The following is a 22,218-nucleotide window of genomic DNA, read 5'->3' as shown; positions in this document are numbered from 1 at the left end:
GGGCGATTTCAACTCCGACTGCCGAGTCAACTTGACTATCGGCAAAACGGTGTTACAACCAATAGAGCCCACAGTGGGTAAAAAAGATCCGCGGAGTCAACTTTTTTCGAAGAAGCGACTGCGGATGGACTGGATGATACTCCAGTGATGGGGTCTGTTGCAGAGGGATATGAGCATGGCGTTCGGCAAGGTGAAATGGTTCAACAATGCCAAGGGATATGGCTTCATCAACGAGGATGGCAAGACAGAAGACCTGTTTGCCCACTACTCGGCCATCAAGATGGACGGCTACAAAACCCTGAAGGCTGGACAGGCTGTCACCTTCAATATTATTCAAGGGCCCAAGGGCCTGCATGCGGTCGAGATTAATGACGCTGCGGTCAAGAGTGCTGATGCGGCGGCAGTCGCGGCGCCTAACAGCGCCCATGACACAGCCCTGAGCTGACCGACCCGACCGTTATCCAGTCATAAAAAAACCGCCCGGCTCAATCGCTTGAGCCGGGCGTATTTTTTGGCTGCCTGAACGGGCTTACATGTGCTTGATCAGGGCCTCACCGAATCCGGAAGAGGAAACCAGAGTGGCGCCATCCATCAGACGTTCGAAGTCATAGGTCACGGTCTTGGCCTTGATCGCGCCGTTGGTGCCCTTGATGATCAGGTCCGCCGCCTCGGTCCAACCCAGATGACGCAACATCATTTCTGCGGAAAGGATCACCGAGCCCGGGTTGACCTGGTCCTTGCCGGCATACTTCGGCGCGGTGCCATGGGTGGCCTCGAACATGGCCACGGTGTCGGACAGGTTGGCACCTGGTGCGATACCGATACCGCCCACTTCCGCCGCCAGAGCATCGGAGAGGTAGTCACCGTTGAGGTTAAGAGTGGCGATCACATCGTATTCGGCCGGACGCAGCAGGATCTGCTGGAGCATGGCGTCGGCGATGGCATCCTTGACGATGACTTCGCGGCCGGTTTTCGGGTTCTTGAACTTCATCCATGGGCCGCCATCGAGCAGCTCGGCGCCGAATTCGTTCTTCGCTACCTCATAGCCCCAATCCTTGAAGGCGCCTTCGGTGAATTTCATGATGTTGCCCTTGTGCACGATGGTCAGCGACTTGCGGTCGTTGTCCACTACGTACTGCAAGGCCTTGCGCACCAGACGCTGGGTACCTTCTTTCGAAACCGGCTTGATGCCGATGCCGCAGTCCTGGTCGAAACGGATCTTGGTGACGCCCATTTCTTCCTTCAGGAACTTGATGACTTTATTGGCTTCAGGCGAGCCGGCCTTCCACTCGATACCGGCATAGATGTCTTCGGAGTTCTCGCGGAAAATCACCATGTCGACGTCGCCAGGCTTTTTCACCGGGCTTGGTACACCGTCGAACCACACCACCGGACGCAGGCAGACATACAGGTCCAGCTGCTGGCGCAGGGCAACGTTGAGGGAACGGATACCACCACCGACCGGCGTAGTCAGCGGCCCCTTGATGGAAACGACGTAATCTTTCACGGCATCCAGGGTTTCCTGGGGCAGCCAGGTGTCCTGGTCATAGACCTGGGTGGCTTTCTCGCCGGCATAGACTTCCATCCAGGAAATCTTGCGCTTGCCCCCATAGGCCTTTTGCACGGCAGCATCAACCACTTTGATCATTACGGGACTGACGTCGACGCCAATACCGTCGCCTTCGATGAACGGGATGATCGGATTGTCAGGAACATTGAGAGAATGGTCTGCATTGACGGTGATTTTGTCGCCGACGGCTGGAACCTGAATCTTCTTGTAACCCATGCTGAACTCCATCGATTGGATTGAACATCTGGCTTGGTTCGAGCGTAACCCAGTTAAATCAACGCGCAAACCCTATGTTCCGTCGATCTTCCGCAAAGCCCGCTGATTGGCGAGCTACAAGCCTGAAATCAAAGGGAAAACCGCCATTCTCAAGCACGACGGATGACGCCGCTTTCGGGTCGCCCCTGCGACCTTTAGACCAATGGACGAGAATCGATCCGCATGAACCATCGGCAGATTGCCAGCTACCTATGTATAATGCCGCCCGCTGACCATCGGGTCACAACGGCTGACCTCTCCTGCTACCGGAAAACGTAGCCGAGACTTTCCGCCAAAAGCCGGGCTGTTACCTCAGCCCAACTGCTTGACGCTCGACTGATGCACCCAACATCACCGCATAGAAACCTCGATATTCGGCTCATGGATGACTTTGAACGAACGCGCTTACCCGGCGCCCCTCGAGTTTCTGCGCACGCTTTAGCAAAGAAGAGAGAGTTAATCCGAATATGCCCACCCGCTCGAAGATCATCTATACCTTCACCGACGAAGCTCCCGCCCTCGCCACCTATTCACTGCTGCCAATCGTAGAGGCCTTCACCGCCTCCGCCGATATCGCCATGGAAACCCGCGATATCTCCCTGGCAGGGCGCATCCTGGCCAGCTTCCCCGAGCAACTGGGCGACAAAGCCGTAGCCGACCACCTCGCCGAACTGGGCGAACTGGCCGTTACGCCTGAAGCCAACATCATCAAGCTGCCGAACATCAGCGCCTCGGTTCCGCAACTGCAAGCCGCGATCAAGGAACTGCAAGCCCAGGGCTACAACCTGCCGGACTACCCGGAAACCGTGACCTGCGACGCCGACAAAGAAGCCAAGGCCCGTTACGACAAGGTCAAGGGCAGCGCCGTGAACCCGGTTCTGCGCGAAGGCAACTCCGACCGCCGCGCCCCACTGTCGGTCAAGAACTACGCGCGCAAGCACCCGCACAAAATGGGCGCCTGGGCTGCGGACTCCAAGTCCCACGTAGCGCACATGAGCACCGGTGACTTCTACGGCAGCGAGAAAGCCGCCCTGATCGAAGCCGCTGACGCCGTGAAGATCGAGCTGATCGCGCAAGACGGCACCACCACCGTCCTGAAAGAAAAAACCAGCGTTCAGGCTGGCGAGATCCTCGACTGCGCCGTAATGAGCAAAAATGCTCTGCGCAGCTTCATCGCCGCCGAAATCGAAAGCGCCAAGCAACAAGGCGTGCTGCTGTCGGTTCACCTCAAAGCCACCATGATGAAGGTTTCCGACCCGATCATGTTCGGCCAGATCGTAGCCGAGTTCTATAAAGACGCCCTGGCCAAGCACGCTGACGTGCTGGCACAGATCGGCTTCAACTTGAACAACGGCATCGGCGACCTGTACGCCCGCATCAAGGCCCTGCCGGCCGAGCAGCAAGCTGCCATCGAAGCCGACATCCAGGCGGTCTACGCCGCTCGTCCTTCGCTGGCGATGGTCAACTCCGACAAGGGCATCACCAACCTGCACGTGCCGAGCGACGTCATCGTCGACGCCTCGATGCCAGCCATGATCCGTGACTCCGGCAAGATGTGGGGCACCGACGGCCAGCTGCACGACACCAAGGCCGTGATCCCGGATCGTTGCTACGCCACCATCTACCAGGCAGTGATCGAAGACTGCAAGGCAAATGGCGCCTTCGACCCAACCACCATGGGCAGCGTGCCAAACGTTGGCCTGATGGCGAAGAAAGCCGAAGAGTACGGCTCCCACGACAAGACCTTCCAGATCAAGGCCGATGGCGTGGTTCGCGTAACCGACAGCAAAGGCACCGTGCTGATGGAGCAGGCTGTTGAAGCCGGCGACATCTTCCGCATGTGCCAGACCAAGGACGCGCCGATCCAGGACTGGGTCAAGCTGGCCGTCAACCGTGCCCGCGCAAGCGCCACTCCAGCCATTTTCTGGCTGGACCCGATGCGCGCCCACGACGGCGTAGTGATCGAGAAAGTCCAGGCTTACCTGAAGGATCACGACACTGCCGGCCTGGACATCCAGATCATGGCGCCAGTCGCCGCGATGAAGTACACCCTGCAGCGCACCCGCGAAGGCAAGGACACCATCTCGGTCACCGGTAACGTTCTGCGTGACTACCTGACCGACCTGTTCCCGATCATGGAACTGGGCACCAGCGCCAAGATGCTTTCGATCGTGCCGCTGATGAACGGTGGTGGCCTGTTCGAAACCGGCGCCGGCGGTTCGGCTCCGAAGCACGTTCAGCAGTTGCTGGAAGAAAACTTCCTGCGCTGGGATTCCCTGGGCGAGTTCCTGGCCCTGGCCGCTTCCCTGGAACACCTGGGCGTGACTTACAACAACGCCAAGGCGCTGGTTCTGGCTAAGACCCTGGACCAGGCCACCGGCCTGTTCCTGGACAACAACAAGTCGCCATCGCGTAAAGTCGGCAACATCGACAACCGCGGCAGCCACTTCTACCTGGCGCTGTACTGGGCTCAGGCCCTGGCCGCCCAGACCGAAGACACTGCACTGCAAGCGCAGTTCGCGACCCTGGCCAAGACCCTGACCGAGAACGAAGCAACCATCGTTGCCGAACTCAACGCCGTTCAGGGCAAGCCAGTGGACATCGGTGGTTACTACCACGCCGATGCCGAGCTGATCAGCAAGGCCATGCGCCCGAGCGCCACGCTCAACGCGGCGATTGCTGCGTTGGTGTAAGGTTGTAGAGATGTAAAGAAACCCCGGCCCCGTGCCGGGGTTTCTGTTTTTTGCCTGCCAAAACCGGGCTACCTGTGGGAGCGAGCCTGCTCGCGATAGCGGTTTATCATTCAACATTGATGTCGACTGACCCACCGCTATCGCGAGCAGGCTCGCTCCCACAGTGATTTCTATAACTCTGCACTTGAGGAACCCCATGGACTGGCAACCCCACATCACCGTCGCCACCATCGTCGAGGACAACGGCCGCTTCCTGATGGTCGAAGAATCCAAGGGCGGCCGTCACGTGCTCAACCAGCCCGCCGGCCACCTGGATCCGGACGAAACCCTGATCGAAGCCGCGGTGCGCGAAACCCTCGAGGAAACCGGCTGGGACGTCGAGCCGACCGGCGTACTGGGGATTTACCTCTATACCGCCCCCAGCAACGGCGTAACCTATCAACGGGTCTGTTTCATCGCCAAGGCACTGAAACACCACCCCGAGCATCAACTGGACGACGGCATCGTCGGCGCCAAGTGGTTGACCCGCGAAGAATTAATCGAGCAGCGCGACAACTGGCGCAGTGAGCTGATCATCCGTTGTATCGATGATTATCTGGCCGGCAATCACTTCAGCCTCGAATTGATCCGCCCTTCCCTTTAGCCTTGCGCGCGCGAGCCTGTTAGAATCGCGTCCTTTTTCAAGACACTCATTGAACTCCTATGCGTGATCCAGCCCCTTCTGATACACAAAAGAAGCGCGTCATTGTCGGCATGTCCGGCGGCGTGGACTCTTCCGTTTCCGCTCTCCTGCTGATCGAGCAGGGTTACGAGGTGGAAGGCCTGTTCATGAAGAACTGGGAAGAAGACGACGGAACCGAATATTGCACCGCCATGGATGACCTGGCGGACGCCCAGGCTGTTTGCGACAGGATTGGCATCAAGCTGCACACCGCCAACTTCGCCGCCGAATACTGGGACAACGTGTTTGAGCACTTCCTTGAAGAGTACAAGGCCGGCCGCACGCCGAACCCGGACATCCTGTGCAACCGCGAGATCAAGTTCAAGGCGTTCCTCGACTACGCGATGATGCTCGGTGCCGACCTGATCGCCACCGGCCATTACGTGCGCCGTCGTGACATCGACGGTCGCACCGAACTGCTCAAGGGCCTGGATCCGAACAAGGACCAGAGCTACTTCCTGCACGCTGTCGGCGGCGAGCAGATCGCCAAGACTCTGTTCCCGGTCGGCGAACTGGAAAAACCCCAGGTGCGTGCGATTGCCGAGAAGTACGAACTGGCGACCGCAAAGAAAAAGGATTCCACCGGGATCTGCTTTATCGGCGAGCGTCGTTTCACCGACTTCCTCAAGCAGTACCTGCCGGCGCAACCGGGCGAAATCAAAACCACCGAAGGAGAAGTCATCGGCCGTCACCACGGGCTGATGTACCACACCATCGGTCAGCGCCAGGGCCTGGGCATCGGCGGCTTGAAAGATGCCGGCGACGAACCGTGGTACGTCCTGATCAAAGACCTGGAACACAACGAACTGATCGTTGGCCAGGGCAATGACCATCCGTACCTGTTCTCCCGTGCGCTGCTCGCCTCGGACATCTATTGGGTCAACCCGATCGACCTGAGCCAGCCGCGCAAGCTGACCGCCAAGGTCCGCTACCGCCAGAGCGACCAGCCCTGCACGCTGGAAAAAACCGCCACCGGCTACCGCGCAACCTTCGATGACCCGCAACGCGCGGTCACCCCAGGCCAGTCCGTGGTGTTCTACGATGGCGAAATCTGCCTCGGTGGCGGTGTGATCGAAGTGGCCGAGCCATGGACCAGCAAAGGCGCTCTCAAAGGCGAACAGCAATGAGCCCCATTCAGGAGCAACTGACGGCACTGGGCGGCGTGTTTCTCGCCGCCGTGCTGGTCGACAGGATCGCCAAGACCGGCCAGACCAACGAAGCTGGCCTGAGCTGCATGCTCGGCAGCCTGCTGATCCGCGACCCCAAGGACACCCTGGAAGTCTACGGCGGCGACGACATCAATCTGCGCGAAGGTTACCGCGCATTGATCGGCGCCCTTGAACGCGACCCGAGCGCCCTGCAGCGCGAACCACTGCGCTACGCCCTGTCGATGCTCGGCCTAGAGCGACAGCTCGCCAAGCGCGATGACATGCTCGAAATCATCGGCAAGCGCCTGCCGCAGATTCAGTCCCAGGTCGACCATTTCGGCCCGGCCCACGAAAACGTGGTCGCCGCTTGCGGCGCGCTGTACCAGGACACCCTGAGCACCCTGCGCCAACGCATTCAGGTTCATGGCGACATGCGCAACCTGCAGCAACCGAGCAACGCCTCGAAAATTCGCGCCCTGTTGCTGGCCGGCATTCGCTCGGCACGCCTGTGGCGGCAGTTGGGTGGTCACCGTTGGCAGCTGGTGATCAGTCGCCGCAAACTGCTCAAAGAGCTTTATCCGTTGATGCGCAGCAGCTGAAACGCATTGGCAACACCGTTTTGTAGCCTGTAACGCGTAATACGCTGGTCAGTTGGCAACGGACCAGCGGATTTTTTCATGTATGATACGCGCCCCATTTCGTTGCCCGACTGTCCGAGAACACCCCATGCAGCTCTCTTCGCTCACTGCGGTTTCCCCTGTTGACGGCCGCTACGCCGGCAAAACCCAGGCCCTGCGCCCAATTTTCAGCGAGTACGGCCTGATCCGTGCCCGCGTTCTGGTTGAAGTGCGCTGGCTCCAGCGCCTGGCCGCTCACCCTGCCATCAGCGAAGTGCCGGCGTTCTCCGCCGAAGCCAACGCTGTGCTCAATGCCCTGGCGGAAAACTTCTCTCTGGAACACGCCGAGCGCGTCAAAGAGATCGAGCGCACCACCAACCACGACGTCAAAGCCATCGAATACCTGCTCAAAGAGCAAGCGGCCAAGCTGCCGGAACTGGCCAAGGTCAGCGAATTCATCCACTTTGCCTGCACCAGCGAGGACATCAACAACCTGTCCCACGCCCTGATGCTGCGTGAAGGCCGCGATGACGTGATGCTGCCGCTGATGCGCCAGACCGCCAACGCCATTCGCGAACTGGCCCAGCGCTTCGCTGACGTGCCAATGCTGTCGCGCACCCACGGTCAACCGGCTTCGCCGACCACCCTGGGCAAGGAACTGGCCAACGTGGTTTACCGCCTGGAGCGCCAGATCGCTCAGGTCGCTGCCGTTCCGTTGCTGGGCAAGATCAACGGCGCCGTCGGCAACTACAACGCGCACCTGTCGGCCTACCCCGAGATCGACTGGGAAGCCAACGCACGCGCCTTCATCGAAGACGAGCTGGGCCTGGGCTTCAACCCGTACACCACCCAGATCGAACCGCACGACTACATTGCCGAGCTGTTCGACGCGATCGCACGCTTCAACACCATCCTGATCGACTTCGACCGCGACATCTGGGGCTACATCTCCCTGGGTTATTTCAAACAGCGCACCATCGCTGGCGAAATCGGTTCGTCGACCATGCCGCACAAGGTCAACCCGATCGACTTCGAAAACTCCGAAGGCAACCTGGGTATCGCCAACGCACTGTTCCAGCATCTGGCGAGCAAGCTGCCGATCTCCCGCTGGCAGCGCGACCTGACGGACTCCACCGTCCTGCGCAACCTCGGTGTCGGCTTCGCCCACAGCGTGATCGCGTACGAAGCGAGCCTCAAAGGCATCAGCAAGCTGGAGCTAAATGCCCAGAAGATCGCCGAAGATCTGGATGCTTGCTGGGAAGTCCTGGCCGAGCCGATCCAGACCGTGATGCGCCGCTACAACATCGAGAACCCGTACGAAAAACTGAAAGAACTGACTCGCGGCAAGGGCATCAGCCCTGAGGCGCTGCAAACTTTCATCGACGGCCTCGAAATGCCTGCCGCCGCCAAGGCCGAGTTGAAACTGCTCACCCCGGCGAACTACATCGGCAACGCCGTGGCGCAAGCCAAACGCATCTGATTCATCGCAAGACCCTTTAAAAAGACGCCCGGCCGCGCCGGGCGTTTTTATTCCCGTATGAAAAGTGCATTTTTTCAATAGGTTACACATGAATCCTGACATCCCTCTTCAACTCTTGGGCGGCATCACGGCACGGGAGTTCCTGCGCGACTACTGGCAGAAAAAACCGTTGCTGATCCGTCAGGCAATCCCTGATTTCGAAAGCCCGATCGACGCCGACGAGCTGGCCGGCCTGGCCCTTGAAGAAGAAGTCGAATCGCGCCTGGTGATCGAGAACGGCGAACGCCCTTGGGAACTGCGCCGCGGCCCGTTTGCCGAAGACGAATTCAGCAAGCTGCCGGAACGCGAGTGGACCCTGCTGGTGCAAGCGGTCGACCAGTTCGTGCCGGAAGTCAGCGAACTGCTGGAAAACTTCCGCTTCCTGCCGAGCTGGCGCATCGATGACGTGATGATCAGCTACGCCGCACCTGGTGGCAGCGTGGGTCCGCACTTCGATAACTACGACGTGTTCCTGCTGCAAGGTCACGGCAAGCGCAACTGGAAAATCGGCCAGATGTGCGACACCGAAAGCCCGCTGCTGCAGCACGCCGACCTGCGCATCCTGGCCGAATTCGAAGCCACCGATGAGTGGGTACTGGAACCGGGCGACATGCTCTACCTGCCACCGCGCCTTGCTCACTGCGGCGTGGCGGTCGATGACTGCCTGACCTACTCCGTGGGCTTCCGCGCGCCAAGCGCTTCCGAAGTGCTGACCCACTTCACCGACTTCCTCAGCCAGTTCCTGTCGGACGAAGAGCGCTACACCGATGCCGACGCCCAGCCTGTGGCCGACCCGCACCAGATCCAGCGCGACGCCCTCGACCGCCTGAAAAGCCTGCTGGCCGAGCACATGAGCGACGAGCGCCTGCTGCTGACCTGGTTCGGCCAGTTCATGACCGAGCCGCGCTACCCGGAACTGGTAGTTGGTCCGGAAGAAGTCGAGGAAGACGACTTCCTCAGCGCCCTGGAAGATGGCGCCGTGCTGATCCGCAACCCGAGCGCGCGCCTGGCCTGGTCCGAAGTCGATGACGACCTGCTGCTGTTCGCCAGTGGCCAGAGCCGTTATCTGCCGGGCAAACTGCGCGAGCTGCTGAAGATGATCTGCGCCGCCGACGCCCTGCACGTCGACAACCTTGGCCCATGGCTGAGCGACGAAGATGGCCGCGGCCTGCTGTGTGAACTGGTCAAGCAAGGAAGCCTGGGGTTTGCCGATGAATAAGATTCACGTACGTGTCGCAGACTGGCAAAAGGACAACGCCGAGATCCGGCGCATTCGTGAAGCGGTGTTCGTCGCCGAGCAGTCCGTTCCGCCTGAACTGGAATGGGATGCCGACGACGTGACGGCCGTGCATTTCCTCGCCCTCGAAGGCGACTTTCCGATTGGCACCGCACGCCTGCTGCCTGACGGCCACGTCGGCCGAGTGTCGGTCCTCAAGGACTGGCGCGGCCTGAAAGTCGGCGATGCGCTGATGCACGCGGTGATCGACGAAGCCGAGAAGCGCGGGCTCAAGCAGCAAATGCTCAGCGCCCAGGTTCAGGCCACGGCGTTCTATGAGCGCCTGGGCTTCAGCATGGTCAGCGAGGAGTTCCTGGAAGCAGGGATTCCCCATGTCGACATGGTTCGCCATTCGGCCTGAGACCATCGCGAACAGGCTGTGAAGCACACCACAAAACGCCCCGCCATTTTCGGATGCCGGGGCGTTTTGCTGTCTAGGATTCAACTAGCGCCAACACGGGCCGACAAACTGGCACTATCAACACATTCACCTGTAGGAGCGAGCATGCTCGCGATGCACTTGAGAGCACCGCGGGGTGTCAGGCTTCAAACGTAATCGTTCACGACCATCGCGAGCATGCTCGCTCCTACAGATCAAGAATTCGAAGTCGGAGATAACGGATATGTCCCTACGCACCCTGCTCACCACGTTGCTGGTGGCATGCAGTTTTTCAGTCATGGCGGCCACCGAGATCGTGCCATTGAATTACCACACCAGCGCCGACATGTTGCCGGTGGCGCAGAATTTCATCGGCAAGGATGGCCAGGTCAGCGCCTACGGCAATCAACTCATCGTCAATGCCGATCAACGCAAGATCGACGAACTTAAGGCCCTGATAGGTCAACTCGACACCGCCCCCAAACGCCTGTTGATCACCGTCGACACCAACGAAAACAACTTTCAGGGCGACCAGGGTTATTCGGTGAACGGCGCCAAACCGAGCCAGGTCCGCATCATCAATCGCAGCACCGACAGCCGGGACGGCGGCATCCAGCAAGTGCAGGCCACCGATGGCATGCCGGCACTGATCCAGGTTGGCCAGAGCGTGCCGATCACCAGCAGCCAGAGTGATTCCTATGGCGGTTACAGCAGCCAGACCGAATACCGCAACGTCACCCAGGGTTTCTACGTCACCGCCAACGTCACCGGCGAGATCGTCCACCTATCGATCAGTACCAACCATGACCGCATGAGCCAGGAACGTCCCGATGTAGTGAACGTGCAAAGTACCGACACAACCGTCACCGGCCGCCTGGGTGAATGGATCCTGCTGGCCGGCGTGAATGGCCAAACACAGGCCGACAAACAGGGGCTGGCCCGCAGCTACTCTACCCAGAGCCGTAACGACATGACCCTGCGGGTGAAAGTCGATACTTTGGACTCAGACACCAAAAACTGACTGGCAAGTCGTATTAGACCAAAGATGTAGTGCTGAAAAAAAAGCACTACAAATTGTTTGACGACGCAAAAAAGCGAAGGCATGATGGCCTCGCTCCCGCTAATCAGGGGCCCTGGCAAGGGCCTTCGAGGCGATGTTCGCACCTACCCCGCGAACCGCTTCGTGTCTGTACCGCCCACAAGGTGTGTTTGACGAGGTTGCCGACTGGAACGAAGTTGTCCCGAGGGACGGAAGCGTAATTAGGTAACCCGGCACCACACTGATGTTCGTACCAAGGCCCACGACGCCCGAATGCGCCCGCAGTTTCGCCTTTACCTGCTCACTTCCCCTCGAGCCCATCGTTCATCCCGTCGCCACCCCGCCGAAACCGACTTGACCGCTTAAGCTTCTGGTCAGCGAGCGCATGAATATTCCACCGCAGAACAACTTTTCATAAAGACGCGACGAGGTTTATCTCCATGGCACTGACACGCGAACAGCAAATTGCAGCCCTTGAAAAAGACTGGGCTGAAAACCCGCGCTGGAAAGGCGTGACACGCACCTACTCTGCTGCTGACGTCGTCCGCCTGCGTGGCTCGGTTCAACCTGAGCACACCTTTGCAAAAATGGGCGCCGAGAAGCTGTGGAACCTGGTAACCCAGGGTGCCAAGCCGGCCTTCCGTCCTGAGAAAGATTTCGTCAACTGCATGGGCGCCCTGACCGGCGGCCAGGCCGTGCAACAAGTCAAAGCCGGCATCCAGGCAATCTACCTGTCGGGCTGGCAAGTGGCTGCGGACAACAACTCCGCCGAATCGATGTACCCGGACCAGTCGCTGTACCCGGTGGACTCGGTTCCGACCGTGGTCAAGCGCATCAACAACTCGTTCCGTCGTGCCGACCAGATCCAGTGGAAAGCCGGCAAGAACCCGGGCGATGAAGGCTACATCGACTACTTCGCACCAATCGTGGCTGACGCCGAAGCCGGTTTCGGCGGCGTACTGAACGCCTACGAGCTGATGAAGAGCATGATCGAAGCAGGCGCCGCCGGCGTTCACTTCGAAGACCAACTGGCTTCCGTGAAGAAATGCGGCCACATGGGCGGCAAGGTACTGGTTCCTACCCAGGAAGCAGTGCAGAAGCTGGTCGCTGCCCGTCTGGCAGCTGACGTTGCCGGTACTCCGACCATCATCCTGGCCCGTACCGACGCCAACGCCGCTGACCTGCTGACCTCCGACTGCGACCCGTACGACCAGCCATTCGTGACTGGCGAGCGCACCCAGGAAGGCTTCTACAAAGTACGCGCCGGCCTCGACCAGGCCATCGCTCGCGGCCTGGCCTACGCGCCGTACGCCGACCTGATCTGGTGCGAAACCGCCAAGCCGGATCTGGAAGAAGCCCGTCGCTTCGCCGAAGCGATCAAAAAGGAATACCCGGACCAACTGCTGTCGTACAACTGCTCGCCTTCCTTCAACTGGAAGAAAAACCTGGACGACGCGACCATCGCCAAGTTCCAGCGCGAACTGTCCGCCATGGGCTACAAGCACCAGTTCATCACCCTGGCCGGCATTCACAACATGTGGCACAGCATGTTCAACCTGGCGCACGACTACGCCCGCAACGACATGACTGCCTACGTGAAGCTGCAAGAGCAGGAATTCGCGGACGCATCCAAAGGCTACACCTTCGTGGCTCACCAGCAGGAAGTGGGCACCGGCTACTTCGACGACATGACCACCGTGATCCAGGGTGGCTCGTCTTCGGTAACCGCGCTGACCGGTTCGACTGAAGAAGAACAGTTCCACTGATCTGCTTCGCCTGAGTCAACGGCCGCTGCGGACTGAATAGAAAGCTAACCGCAACGCTGCACATCTGACGCCCCGACTGGTTCGGGGCGTTTTTTTGCCTGCGCCTCAACAAACACCACCAAATCCTGTAGGAGCTGACGAGTGAAACGAGGCTGCGATCTTTTGATTTTTCTTAGAAGCAAGATCAAAAGATCGCAGCCTCGTTTCACTCGTCAGCTCCTACAGAAATCCCCATATAAGGCAACTTTCCAACTCCCAGCCGGATAAACAGATTAAAAACCAACCCAAACAATACTGATTATCATTTAACAAAAACTATGTTCGTTACATTCCCTACAAAACATATTTCCCGAAAAGCCGGCTAATGCCCGCAACGCAAGGGCTACAGGGGTTTTGGGGGATCGCTATGTCCTTATTCCTATAAATAATTTCGCTATAGGAATTTTACTTGCAGGGTGTTTAGCCATAAAATCAGCGGGATTGATTGCTGCGACATATCGTCACTGCATTGTTTCTTTTCAAGCTCAGAGACCTTTGCTCTCTCTTAAGGATTACCAGCATGCCCGAAGCGACAGGACTCATGGCCCACAACTGGGGCTTTGCCATTTTCCTTCTAGGCGTCATCGGCCTCTGTGCCTTCATGCTGGGCGTCTCCAGCCTCCTCGGGTCAAAAGCCTGGGGCCGCAGCAAAAACGAACCGTTCGAGTCCGGCATGCTACCTACAGGTGGCGCCCGCTTGCGGCTCTCAGCCAAATTCTATCTGGTCGCGATGCTCTTCGTGATCTTCGATATCGAAGCCCTCTTTCTCTTTGCATGGTCTGTGTCCGTCCGCGAAAGCGGCTGGACCGGATTCGTCGAAGCTCTCGTTTTCATAGCAATTCTGTTGGCAGGTCTTGTCTACCTATTCCGAGTGGGCGCCCTTGACTGGGCTCCGGAAGCTCGGCGCAAGCGGCAAGCGAAGCTGAAACAATGAGGCTTTGGCAATGCAATACAATCTCACCCGGATCGACCCCGATGCTCCTAACGAGCAGTATCCGATCGGCCAACGGGAAACCGTTTCCGATCCGTTAGAAGATCAAGTCCACAAAAACATTTTCATGGGCAAGCTCGAAGACGTGCTTAGCGGCGCCATCAACTGGGGTCGCAAGAACTCCCTGTGGCCGTATAACTTCGGTCTTTCGTGCTGCTACGTGGAAATGACCACCGCCTTCACGGCGCCCCACGACATCGCGCGCTTTGGCGCCGAGGTTATCCGGGCATCACCGCGTCAGGCGGATTTCATGGTTATCGCCGGTACCTGCTTTATCAAGATGGCGCCGATCATCCAGCGTCTCTACGAGCAGATGCTCGAACCGAAATGGGTTATCTCCATGGGTTCGTGCGCCAACTCTGGTGGCATGTACGACATCTACTCCGTGGTTCAAGGGGTGGACAAGTTCCTGCCCGTGGACGTCTACGTGCCTGGCTGCCCGCCTCGCCCTGAGGCTTTCCTGCAAGGCTTGATGCTGCTGCAGGAGTCGATTGGCCAGGAGCGTCGCCCACTTTCCTGGGTCGTTGGCGATCAAGGCGTTTATCGCGCCGACATGCCATCGGAAAAGGAAAAGCGCCGCGAACAGCGTATTCAGGTAACCAACCTGCGCAGCCCCGACGAAGTCTGATCCAGTTCCGCTGTTTCAAAGAAACGAAAAACTGGCTTCATTCTTTACGTTGACCGAAAGCGATAAATAACCATGACTACAGGCAGTGCTCTGTACATCCCGCCTTACAAGGCAGACGACCAGGATGTGGTCGTCGAACTGAACAACCGTTTTGGCCCCGAGGCATTCACCGCCCAGCCTACCCGCACCGGCATGCCGGTGCTTTGGGTTGCCCGCGCCAAACTCGTCGAAGTCCTGACCTTCCTGCGCAACCTGCCCAAGCCGTACGTCATGCTCTATGACCTGCACGGCGTGGACGAGCGTCTGCGCACCAAGCGTCAAGGGCTGCCCAACGGCGTCGACTTCTCCGTTTTCTATCACTTGATGTCGATCGAGCGTAATAGTGACGTGATGATCAAGGTCGCCTTGTCCGAGAGCGACCTCAGCTTGCCGACCGTCACCAGCATCTGGCCAAACGCCAACTGGTACGAGCGTGAAGTCTGGGACATGTATGGCATCGACTTCAAAGGCCACCCGCACCTGTCGCGCATCATGATGCCGCCGACCTGGGAAGGTCACCCGCTGCGCAAGGACTTCCCGGCCCGTGCCACCGAGTTCGATCCGTTCACCCTGAACCTGGCCAAGCAGCAGCTCGAAGAAGAGTCCGCGCGCTTCAAGCCGGAAGACTGGGGCATGAAACGTTCCGGCCCGAACGAGGACTACATGTTCCTCAACCTGGGTCCGAACCACCCTTCGGCGCACGGTGCGTTCCGCATCATCCTGCAGCTGGACGGTGAAGAGATCGTCGACTGCGTACCGGACATCGGCTACCACCACCGTGGTGCCGAGAAGATGGCCGAGCGTCAGTCCTGGCACAGCTTCATTCCGTACACCGACCGTATCGACTACCTCGGCGGCGTGATGAACAACCTGCCGTACGTGCTCTCGGTCGAGAAGCTGGCCGGCATCAAGGTGCCGGAGAAGGTCGACGTCATTCGCATCATGATGGCCGAGTTCTTCCGGATCACCAGCCACCTGCTGTTCCTGGGTACCTACATCCAGGACGTCGGCGCCATGACCCCGGTGTTCTTCACCTTCACCGACCGTCAGCGCGCTTACACCGTGATCGAAGCCATCACCGGTTTCCGTCTGCACCCGGCCTGGTACCGCATCGGTGGCGTCGCCCACGACCTGCCACGCGGCTGGGAAAAGCTGGTCAAGGATTTCGTCGAGTGGATGCCAAAGCGTCTGGACGAATACCAGAAGGCCGCCCTGGACAACAGCATCCTGCGTGGCCGTACCATCGGCGTCGCCGACTACAACACCAAGCAAGCCCTGGAATGGGGTGTCACCGGTGCCGGCCTGCGTTCCACCGGTTGCGACTTTGACCTGCGTAAAGCGCGTCCGTACTCGGGCTACGAGAACTTCGAATTCGAAGTACCGCTGGCTGCCAATGGCGATGCCTACGACCGTTGCATCGTGCGCGTGGAAGAAATGCGCCAGAGCATCAAGATCATCGACCAGTGCCTGCGCAACATGCCGGAAGGCCCGTACAAGGCGGATCACCCGCTGACCACGCCGCCGCCGAAAGAGCGCACGCTGCAACACATCGAAACCCTGATCACGCACTTCCTGCAAGTTTCGTGGGGCCCGGTCATGCCGGCCAACGAATCCTTCCAGATGATCGAAGCGACCAAGGGTATCAACAGTTATTACCTGACGAGCGATGGCGGCACCATGAGCTACCGCACCCGGATCCGTACCCCAAGCTTCGCCCACCTGCAGCAGATCCCTTCGGTGATCAAAGGCAGCATGGTCGCGGACTTGATCGCGTACCTGGGTAGTATCGATTTCGTTATGGCCGACGTGGACCGCTAAGCATGAACAGCACGCTTATCCAGACAGACCGTTTCACCTTGAGTGAAACCGAGCGCTCGGCCATCGAGCACGAGTTGCATCACTACGAAGACCCGCGCGCGGCTTCGATCGAAGCCCTGAAGATCGTTCAGAAGGAACGTGGCTGGGTGCCGGACGGCGCCCTGTATGCCATCGGCGAGATCCTTGGCATCCCGGCCAGCGACGTCGAAGGCGTTGCGACCTTCTATAGTCAGATCTTCCGTCAACCGGTGGGTCGCCACATCATTCGCGTCTGCGACAGCATGGTCTGCTACATCGGCGGCCACGAGTCCGTAGTCAGCGAAATCCAGAGCAAGCTGGGCATCGGCTTGGGTCAGACCACCGCCGACGGTCGTTTCACCCTGCTGCCTGTCTGCTGCCTCGGCAACTGCGACAAGGCGCCGGCGTTGATGATCGACGACGACACTTTCGGTGATGTGCAGCCAGCAGGCGTTGCCAAATTGCTCGAGGGCTACGTATGACCCTGACTTCCTTCGGTCCCGCCAACCGCATCAAGCGTTCGGCCGAGACTCACCCGCTCACCTGGCGTCTGCGTGACGACGGCGAAGCCGTCTGGCTCGACGAGTACCAGGCCAAGAACGGTTACGCCGCTGCGCGCAAGGCCTTCGCCGACATGGCCCAGGACGACATCGTCCAGACCGTGAAAGACTCCGGCCTCAAGGGCCGCGGCGGTGCAGGCTTCCCCACTGGCGTGAAGTGGGGCCTGATGCCCAAGGACGAATCCATCAACATCCGCTACCTGCTGTGCAACGCGGACGAAATGGAGCCCAACACCTGGAAAGACCGCATGCTGATGGAGCAACTGCCCCATCTGCTGATCGAAGGCATGCTGATCAGTGCCCGCGCACTGAAAACCTACCGTGGCTACATCTTCCTGCGTGGCGAGTACACCACCGCCGCCAAGCACCTGAACCGTGCAGTGGAAGAAGCCAAGGCAGCAGGCCTGCTGGGCAAGAACATCCTGGGCAGCGGCTTCGATTTCGAGCTGTTCGTCCACACCGGCGCCGGGCGTTACATCTGCGGTGAAGAAACCGCGTTGATCAACTCCCTCGAAGGCCGCCGCGCCAACCCGCGCTCCAAGCCGCCCTTCCCTGCCGCCGTTGGCGTGTGGGGCAAGCCGACTTGCGTGAACAACGTCGAGACCCTGTGCAATGTGCCGGCAATCATTGCCGACGGCGTGGACTGGTACAAATCGCTGGCTCGTGAAGGCAGTGAAGACATGGGCACCAAGCTCATGGGCTTCTCCGGCAAGGTCAAGAATCCGGGCCTGTGGGAGCTGCCGTTCGGCGTGACCGCGCGCGAGCTGTTCGAAGACTACGCCGGCGGCATGCGCGACGGTTACAAGCTCAAGGCCTGGCAGCCAGGCGGAGCCGGTACCGGTTTCCTGTTGCCGGAGCACCTGGATGCACAAATGTATGCCGGCGGCATTGCCAAAGTGGGCACCCGTATGGGTACCGGCCTGGCCATGGCGGTGGACGACAGCATCAACATGGTGTCCCTGCTGCGCAACATGGAGCAGTTCTTCGCTCGCGAATCCTGCGGCTTCTGCACCCCATGCCGTGATGGCTTGCCATGGAGCGTCAAGCTCCTGATGGCGATCGAGAACGGTCAAGGCCAGGCCGGCGACATCGAGACCCTGCTGGGTCTGGTCGGTTTCCTCGGCCCGGGCAAGACCTTCTGTGCTCACGCACCGGGCGCCGTGGAGCCATTGGGCAGCGCAATCAAATACTTCCGCCACGAGTTCGAAGCCGGCATCGCGCCCACCAGCGCAGCCGTCCCGCCTCTGGCAAAGCCGATCGTAGTCGGCGCGTAAACGCTTAAAAAAAGCGAAGGGTCCGTGCCCTTCGCTTTTCGTGCGATGACGCCTTTACCGGCTGTGTTGATTCGCGCGGATAACAAGATTCCATTAGCCACGCCCGCTGACACCGGGCCAACGAAGAACTTTGAACCATGGCCACTATCCACGTAGACGGCAAAGCGCTCGAAGTCGACGGGGCAGACAACCTGTTACAGGCATGTCTGTCGCTAGGCCTCGATATTCCTTATTTCTGCTGGCACCCTGCCCTCGGCAGCGTTGGCGCTTGCCGCCAGTGCGCGGTCAAGCAGTACACCGACGAGAACGACACCCGTGGTCGCATCGTCATGTCCTGCATGACCCCTGCCACCGACAACACCTGGATCTCCATCGACGATGAAGAATCCAAGGCCTTCCGCGCCAGCGTTGTCGAATGGCTGATGACCAACCACCCTCACGACTGCCCGGTCTGTGAAGAAGGCGGTCACTGCCACCTGCAAGACATGACGGTAATGACCGGCCACAACGAGCGCCGTTACCGCTTCACCAAGCGTACCCACCAGAACCAGCAACTGGGCCCGTTCATTTCCCACGAAATGAACCGCTGCATCGCCTGCTACCGCTGCGTACGCTTCTACAAGGACTACGCCGGCGGCACCGACCTGGGCGTCTACGGCGCCCACGACAACGTGTACTTCGGTCGCGTTGAAGACGGCACCCTGGAAAGCGAGTTCTCCGGCAACCTCACCGAGGTCTGCCCGACCGGTGTGTTCACCGACAAGACTCACTCCGAGCGCTACAACCGCAAGTGGGACATGCAGTTCTCGCCGAGCATCTGCCACGGCTGCTCCAGCGGTTGCAACATCTCCCCGGGCGAACGCTACGGTGAGCTGCGTCGCATCGAAAACCGTTACAACGGTTCGGTGAACCAGTACTTCCTGTGCGACCGTGGCCGCTTCGGCTATGGCTACGTCAACCGCACCGACCGCCCACGCCAGCCACTGCTCGCCAACGGCGCCAAGCTGAGCCTGGACGAAGCGCTGGATAAAGCCGCCGACCTGCTGCGTGGTCGCAACATCGTCGGTATCGGTTCGCCCCGCGCCAGCCTCGAAAGCAACTACGCGTTGCGCGAACTGGTCGGTGCCGAGCACTTCTACTCCGGCATCGAAGCCTCTGAACTGGAGCGCATCCGTCTGGTCCTGCAGGTGTTGAAAGACAGCCCGCTGCCTGTGCCGAACATGCGCGACATCGAAGATCACGACGCCGTGTTCGTCCTCGGCGAAGACCTGACCCAGACCGCAGCCCGCATGGCCCTGGCCCTGCGTCAATCGGTCAAGGGCAAGGCCGAAGACATGGCCGACGCCATGCGCGTTCAGCCCTGGCTCGACGCCGCGGTGAAGAACATCGGTCAACACGCGCTGAACCCGCTGTTCATCGCCAGCCTGGCTGAAACCAAGCTCGACGACATCGCCGAGGAATGCGTTCACGCAGCGCCCGACGATCTGGCACGCATCGGTTTCGCCGTGGCCCACGCCCTCGATGCCAGCGCGCCTGCCGTCGAAGGCCTGGACGCCGAAGCCCTCGAACTGGCCAAGCGCATCGCCGACGCCCTGCTCGCCGCGAAACGTCCGCTGATCATCGCCGGCACTTCCCTGGGCTCCAAAGCCTTGATCGAGGCCGCCGCGAACATCGCCAAGGCTCTGAAGCTGCGCGAGAAGAACGGTTCCATCAGCCTGATCGTGCCGGAGGCCAACAGCCTCGGCCTGGCCATGCTCGGTGGCGAATCGGTTGACGCCGCACTGCAAGCAGTCATCGACGGCAAGGCCGACGCCATCGTCGTGCTGGAAAACGATCTGTACACCCGTACCGACAAGGCCCGTGTCGACGCAGCCCTCAACGCTGCGAAAGTGCTGATTGTCGCCGACCATCAGAAGACCGCTACCACTGACCGTGCTCACCTGATCCTGCCAGCTGCCAGCTTCGCCGAAGGCGACGGTACCCTGGTCAGCCAGGAAGGCCGTGCCCAGCGCTTCTTCCAGGTATTCGACCCGCAATACATGGACGCGAGCATCCTGGTTCACGAAGGCTGGCGCTGGCTGCATGCCCTGCGCGCAACCCTGCTGAACCAGGCAATCGACTGGACCCAGCTGGACCACGTCACCGCTGCGGTCGCTTCGAGCACCCCGCAACTGGCGGCCATCGTCGACGCCGCGCCGTCTGCCGCGTTCCGCATCAAGGGTCTGAAACTGGCCCGTGAACCGCTGCGTTACTCCGGTCGTACCGCCATGCGCGCCGACATCAGCGTGCACGAACCGCGTACCCCGCAAGACAAGGACACCGCGTTCGCCTTCTCCATGGAAGGTTACTCGGGTTCGGCCGAACCGCGTCAGCAAGTGCCATTCGCCTGGTCTCCGGGCTGGAACTCGCCGCAAGCCTGGAACAAGTTCCAGGACGAAGTCGGCGGTCACATCCGCGCTGGCGACCCGGGCACCCGCCTGATCGAAAGCGCCGGTGACTCGCTGAACTGGTTCGCCAGCGTTCCGCGCGCGTTCAACCCGGCCCAGGGTACCTGGCAAGTCGTGCCGTTCTTCCACCTGTTCGGCAGCGAAGAGAACTCTTCGAAAGCCGCTCCGGTTCAGGAACGCATTCCAGCTGCCTACGTCGCACTGGCCAAGTCCGAAGCCGACCGCCTGGGCGTCAACGACGGTGCCATGCTGAGCTTCAACGTGGCTGGCCAGACCCTGCGTCTGCCGCTGCGTATCAATGAAGAGCTGGGCGCCGGTCTGGTGGCACTGCCTGCGGGCATCGCCGGCATTCCGCCAGCAATCTTTGGCAAATCCGTTGACGGTCTGCAGGAGGCAGCTCAATGACCTGGTTCACTCCTGAAGTGATCGACATCATCATCGCGGTCCTCAAGGCCGTGGTGATTCTGCTTGCCGTGGTGATCTGCGGCGCCCTGCTCAGCTGGGTCGAGCGTCGTCTGCTCGCCCTCTGGCAGGACCGTTACGGTCCGAACCGTGTCGGTCCGTTCGGTGCGTTCCAGATCGCCGCCGACATGATCAAGATGTTCTTCAAGGAAGACTGGACCCCGCCGTTCGCCGACAAGATGATCTTCACCCTGGCACCGGTAGTGGCCATGAGCGCCCTGCTGATTGCCTTCGCGATCATCCCGATCACCCCGACCTGGGGTGTCGCGGACCTGAACATCGGTATCCTGTTCTTCTTCGCCATGGCCGGTCTGTCGGTCTACGCGGTGCTGTTCGCCGGCTGGTCGAGTAACAACAAGTTCGCCCTGCTGGGCAGCTTGCGTGCCTCGGCGCAAACCGTGTCGTACGAAGTGTTCATGGGCCTGTCGCTGATGGGTATCGTGATTCAGGTCGGCTCGTTCAACATGCGCGACATCGTCGACTATCAGGCCCAGCACCTGTGGTTCATCATCCCGCAGATCTTCGGTTTCCTGACCTTCTTCATCGCTGGCGTGGCCGTGACTCACCGTCACCCGTTCGACCAGCCGGAAGCGGAACAGGAACTGGCCGACGGTTACCACATTGAATACGCCGGCATGAAATGGGGCATGTTCTTCGTTGGCGAGTACATCGGCATCGTGTTGATTTCGGCACTGCTGGTGACCTTGTTCTTCGGTGGCTGGCACGGTCCGTTCGGCATCCTGCCGCAGATCCCGTTCATCTGGTTCGCACTGAAAACCGGTTTCTTCATCATGATGTTCATCCTGCTGCGCGCCTCGATTCCGCGCCCACGGTATGACCAAGTGATGGATTTCAGCTGGAAGTTCTGCCTGCCGCTGACCCTCGTCAACATGCTGGTGACCGCTGCGATCGTGTTGCTCAACACGTCCGCCGTCGCGGCTCAGTGAGGATAGAGAATC

18 protein-coding genes are annotated in these 22,218 nt (G+C 59.9%); 17 read left to right on the top strand and 1 reads right to left on the bottom strand.

The annotated features are described in order from the left end of the window. Positions 1-175 precede the first annotated feature (175 nt). Positions 176-445 (top strand): cold shock domain-containing protein CspD, encoded by a 270-nt coding sequence (gene cspD / locus ABTV29_RS10610; protein WP_433770015.1) that lies wholly within the window; start codon positions 176-178, stop codon positions 443-445. 84 nt (positions 446-529) lie between these two features. On the opposite strand, the gene icd is transcribed toward cspD, so the two are convergent. Next, positions 530-1,786 carry an NADP-dependent isocitrate dehydrogenase gene (icd, locus tag ABTV29_RS10605; RefSeq protein ID WP_433770014.1) on the bottom strand — a complete coding sequence of 419 codons (1,257 nt, stop codon included), beginning with the start codon at positions 1,784-1,786 and terminating at the stop codon, positions 530-532. A gap of 506 nt (positions 1,787-2,292) precedes the next feature. Here icd and ABTV29_RS10600 point away from each other — a divergent pair. The 16 genes from ABTV29_RS10600 (at position 2,293) to nuoH (ending at position 22,206) form a co-directional block, all read left to right on the top strand. Beyond that, positions 2,293-4,518 (top strand): NADP-dependent isocitrate dehydrogenase, encoded by a 2,226-nt coding sequence (locus tag ABTV29_RS10600; RefSeq protein ID WP_433770013.1) that lies wholly within the window; start codon positions 2,293-2,295, stop codon positions 4,516-4,518. Between the two features lie 196 nt (positions 4,519-4,714). Continuing rightward, positions 4,715-5,161 carry an NUDIX hydrolase gene (locus ABTV29_RS10595; protein ID WP_433770012.1) on the top strand — a complete coding sequence of 149 codons (447 nt, stop codon included), beginning with the start codon at positions 4,715-4,717 and terminating at the stop codon, positions 5,159-5,161. Between the two features lie 59 nt (positions 5,162-5,220). After that, positions 5,221-6,366 carry a tRNA 2-thiouridine(34) synthase MnmA gene (mnmA, locus tag ABTV29_RS10590; RefSeq protein WP_433770011.1) on the top strand — a complete coding sequence of 382 codons (1,146 nt, stop codon included), beginning with the start codon at positions 5,221-5,223 and terminating at the stop codon, positions 6,364-6,366. Then, a complete protein-coding gene (hflD, locus tag ABTV29_RS10585) occupies positions 6,363-6,986 on the top strand; it encodes a high frequency lysogenization protein HflD (RefSeq protein ID WP_433770010.1) in 624 nt (207 codons plus the stop codon). The genes mnmA and hflD overlap by 4 nt, the downstream gene beginning before the upstream one ends. 127 nt (positions 6,987-7,113) lie before the next feature. Beyond that, a complete protein-coding gene (gene purB / locus ABTV29_RS10580; protein WP_433770009.1) occupies positions 7,114-8,484 on the top strand; it encodes an adenylosuccinate lyase in 1,371 nt (456 codons plus the stop codon). An 88-nt stretch (positions 8,485-8,572) separates the two neighbouring features. Then, the gene (locus ABTV29_RS10575; RefSeq protein WP_433770008.1) at positions 8,573-9,742 is read left to right on the top strand and encodes a JmjC domain-containing protein; all 1,170 of its coding nucleotides are present in this window, start codon (positions 8,573-8,575) and stop codon (positions 9,740-9,742) included. Continuing rightward, positions 9,735-10,160: a GNAT family N-acetyltransferase gene (locus ABTV29_RS10570; RefSeq protein WP_110963733.1), complete on the top strand. Its 426-nt coding sequence runs from the start codon at positions 9,735-9,737 to the stop codon at positions 10,158-10,160. Before ABTV29_RS10575 ends, ABTV29_RS10570 begins: the two co-directional genes overlap by 8 nt. 262 nt (positions 10,161-10,422) lie before the next feature. After that, positions 10,423-11,199 (top strand): secretin N-terminal domain-containing protein, encoded by a 777-nt coding sequence (locus ABTV29_RS10565; RefSeq protein WP_433770007.1) that lies wholly within the window; start codon positions 10,423-10,425, stop codon positions 11,197-11,199. A 458-nt stretch (positions 11,200-11,657) separates the two neighbouring features. After that, positions 11,658-12,983 carry an isocitrate lyase gene (gene aceA, locus ABTV29_RS10560; protein WP_433770006.1) on the top strand — a complete coding sequence of 442 codons (1,326 nt, stop codon included), beginning with the start codon at positions 11,658-11,660 and terminating at the stop codon, positions 12,981-12,983. Between the two features lie 559 nt (positions 12,984-13,542). Beyond that, positions 13,543-13,956: an NADH-quinone oxidoreductase subunit A gene (locus ABTV29_RS10555; protein ID WP_077045930.1), complete on the top strand. Its 414-nt coding sequence runs from the start codon at positions 13,543-13,545 to the stop codon at positions 13,954-13,956. Positions 13,957-13,966: 10 nt separating this feature from the next. Continuing rightward, positions 13,967-14,641 carry a NuoB/complex I 20 kDa subunit family protein gene (locus ABTV29_RS10550; RefSeq protein WP_110963736.1) on the top strand — a complete coding sequence of 225 codons (675 nt, stop codon included), beginning with the start codon at positions 13,967-13,969 and terminating at the stop codon, positions 14,639-14,641. Between the two features lie 72 nt (positions 14,642-14,713). Beyond that, positions 14,714-16,498, top strand: coding sequence for an NADH-quinone oxidoreductase subunit C/D (nuoC, locus tag ABTV29_RS10545; protein WP_110963737.1), 1,785 nt, complete (start codon positions 14,714-14,716; stop codon positions 16,496-16,498). A gap of 2 nt (positions 16,499-16,500) precedes the next feature. Next, positions 16,501-16,998, top strand: coding sequence for an NADH-quinone oxidoreductase subunit NuoE (gene nuoE, locus ABTV29_RS10540; protein WP_008020715.1), 498 nt, complete (start codon positions 16,501-16,503; stop codon positions 16,996-16,998). After that, positions 16,995-18,350, top strand: coding sequence for an NADH-quinone oxidoreductase subunit NuoF (gene nuoF, locus ABTV29_RS10535; RefSeq protein ID WP_433770005.1), 1,356 nt, complete (start codon positions 16,995-16,997; stop codon positions 18,348-18,350). Before nuoE ends, nuoF begins: the two co-directional genes overlap by 4 nt. A 137-nt stretch (positions 18,351-18,487) precedes the next feature. Beyond that, positions 18,488-21,202, top strand: a complete 2,715-nt coding sequence (nuoG, locus tag ABTV29_RS10530; protein WP_433770004.1) for an NADH-quinone oxidoreductase subunit NuoG — start codon at positions 18,488-18,490, stop codon at positions 21,200-21,202. Further along, positions 21,199-22,206, top strand: a complete 1,008-nt coding sequence (gene nuoH / locus ABTV29_RS10525; protein ID WP_433770003.1) for an NADH-quinone oxidoreductase subunit NuoH — start codon at positions 21,199-21,201, stop codon at positions 22,204-22,206. The genes nuoG and nuoH overlap by 4 nt, the downstream gene beginning before the upstream one ends. Positions 22,207-22,218 lie beyond the last annotated feature (12 nt).

The sequence above is a fragment of the Pseudomonas putida genome (assembly GCF_050989985.1).
In the GTDB taxonomy this organism is placed as follows: Bacteria; Pseudomonadota; Gammaproteobacteria; order Pseudomonadales; family Pseudomonadaceae; genus Aquipseudomonas; species Aquipseudomonas putida_AI.
The sequence above is the reverse complement of the archived record's forward strand: the minus strand, read 5'-3'. Positions and strand labels throughout refer to the sequence as shown.

Bases quoted from the DNA above. Each gene is read 5' to 3' on its own strand.
- cspD (WP_433770015.1), top strand. From the start codon at position 176: ATGGCGTTCGGCAAGGTGAAATGGTTCAACAATGCCAAGGGATATGGC.
- icd (WP_433770014.1), bottom strand. From the start codon at position 1,786: ATGGGTTACAAGAAGATTCAGGTTCCAGCCGTCGGCGACAAAATCACC.
- ABTV29_RS10600 (WP_433770013.1), top strand. From the start codon at position 2,293: ATGCCCACCCGCTCGAAGATCATCTATACCTTCACCGACGAAGCTCCC.
- ABTV29_RS10595 (WP_433770012.1), top strand. From the start codon at position 4,715: ATGGACTGGCAACCCCACATCACCGTCGCCACCATCGTCGAGGACAAC.
- mnmA (WP_433770011.1), top strand. From the start codon at position 5,221: ATGCGTGATCCAGCCCCTTCTGATACACAAAAGAAGCGCGTCATTGTC.
- hflD (WP_433770010.1), top strand. From the start codon at position 6,363: ATGAGCCCCATTCAGGAGCAACTGACGGCACTGGGCGGCGTGTTTCTC.
- purB (WP_433770009.1), top strand. From the start codon at position 7,114: ATGCAGCTCTCTTCGCTCACTGCGGTTTCCCCTGTTGACGGCCGCTAC.
- ABTV29_RS10575 (WP_433770008.1), top strand. From the start codon at position 8,573: ATGAATCCTGACATCCCTCTTCAACTCTTGGGCGGCATCACGGCACGG.
- ABTV29_RS10570 (WP_110963733.1), top strand. From the start codon at position 9,735: ATGAATAAGATTCACGTACGTGTCGCAGACTGGCAAAAGGACAACGCC.
- ABTV29_RS10565 (WP_433770007.1), top strand. From the start codon at position 10,423: ATGTCCCTACGCACCCTGCTCACCACGTTGCTGGTGGCATGCAGTTTT.
- aceA (WP_433770006.1), top strand. From the start codon at position 11,658: ATGGCACTGACACGCGAACAGCAAATTGCAGCCCTTGAAAAAGACTGG.
- ABTV29_RS10555 (WP_077045930.1), top strand. From the start codon at position 13,543: ATGCCCGAAGCGACAGGACTCATGGCCCACAACTGGGGCTTTGCCATT.
- ABTV29_RS10550 (WP_110963736.1), top strand. From the start codon at position 13,967: ATGCAATACAATCTCACCCGGATCGACCCCGATGCTCCTAACGAGCAG.
- nuoC (WP_110963737.1), top strand. From the start codon at position 14,714: ATGACTACAGGCAGTGCTCTGTACATCCCGCCTTACAAGGCAGACGAC.
- nuoE (WP_008020715.1), top strand. From the start codon at position 16,501: ATGAACAGCACGCTTATCCAGACAGACCGTTTCACCTTGAGTGAAACC.
- nuoF (WP_433770005.1), top strand. From the start codon at position 16,995: ATGACCCTGACTTCCTTCGGTCCCGCCAACCGCATCAAGCGTTCGGCC.
- nuoG (WP_433770004.1), top strand. From the start codon at position 18,488: ATGGCCACTATCCACGTAGACGGCAAAGCGCTCGAAGTCGACGGGGCA.
- nuoH (WP_433770003.1), top strand. From the start codon at position 21,199: ATGACCTGGTTCACTCCTGAAGTGATCGACATCATCATCGCGGTCCTC.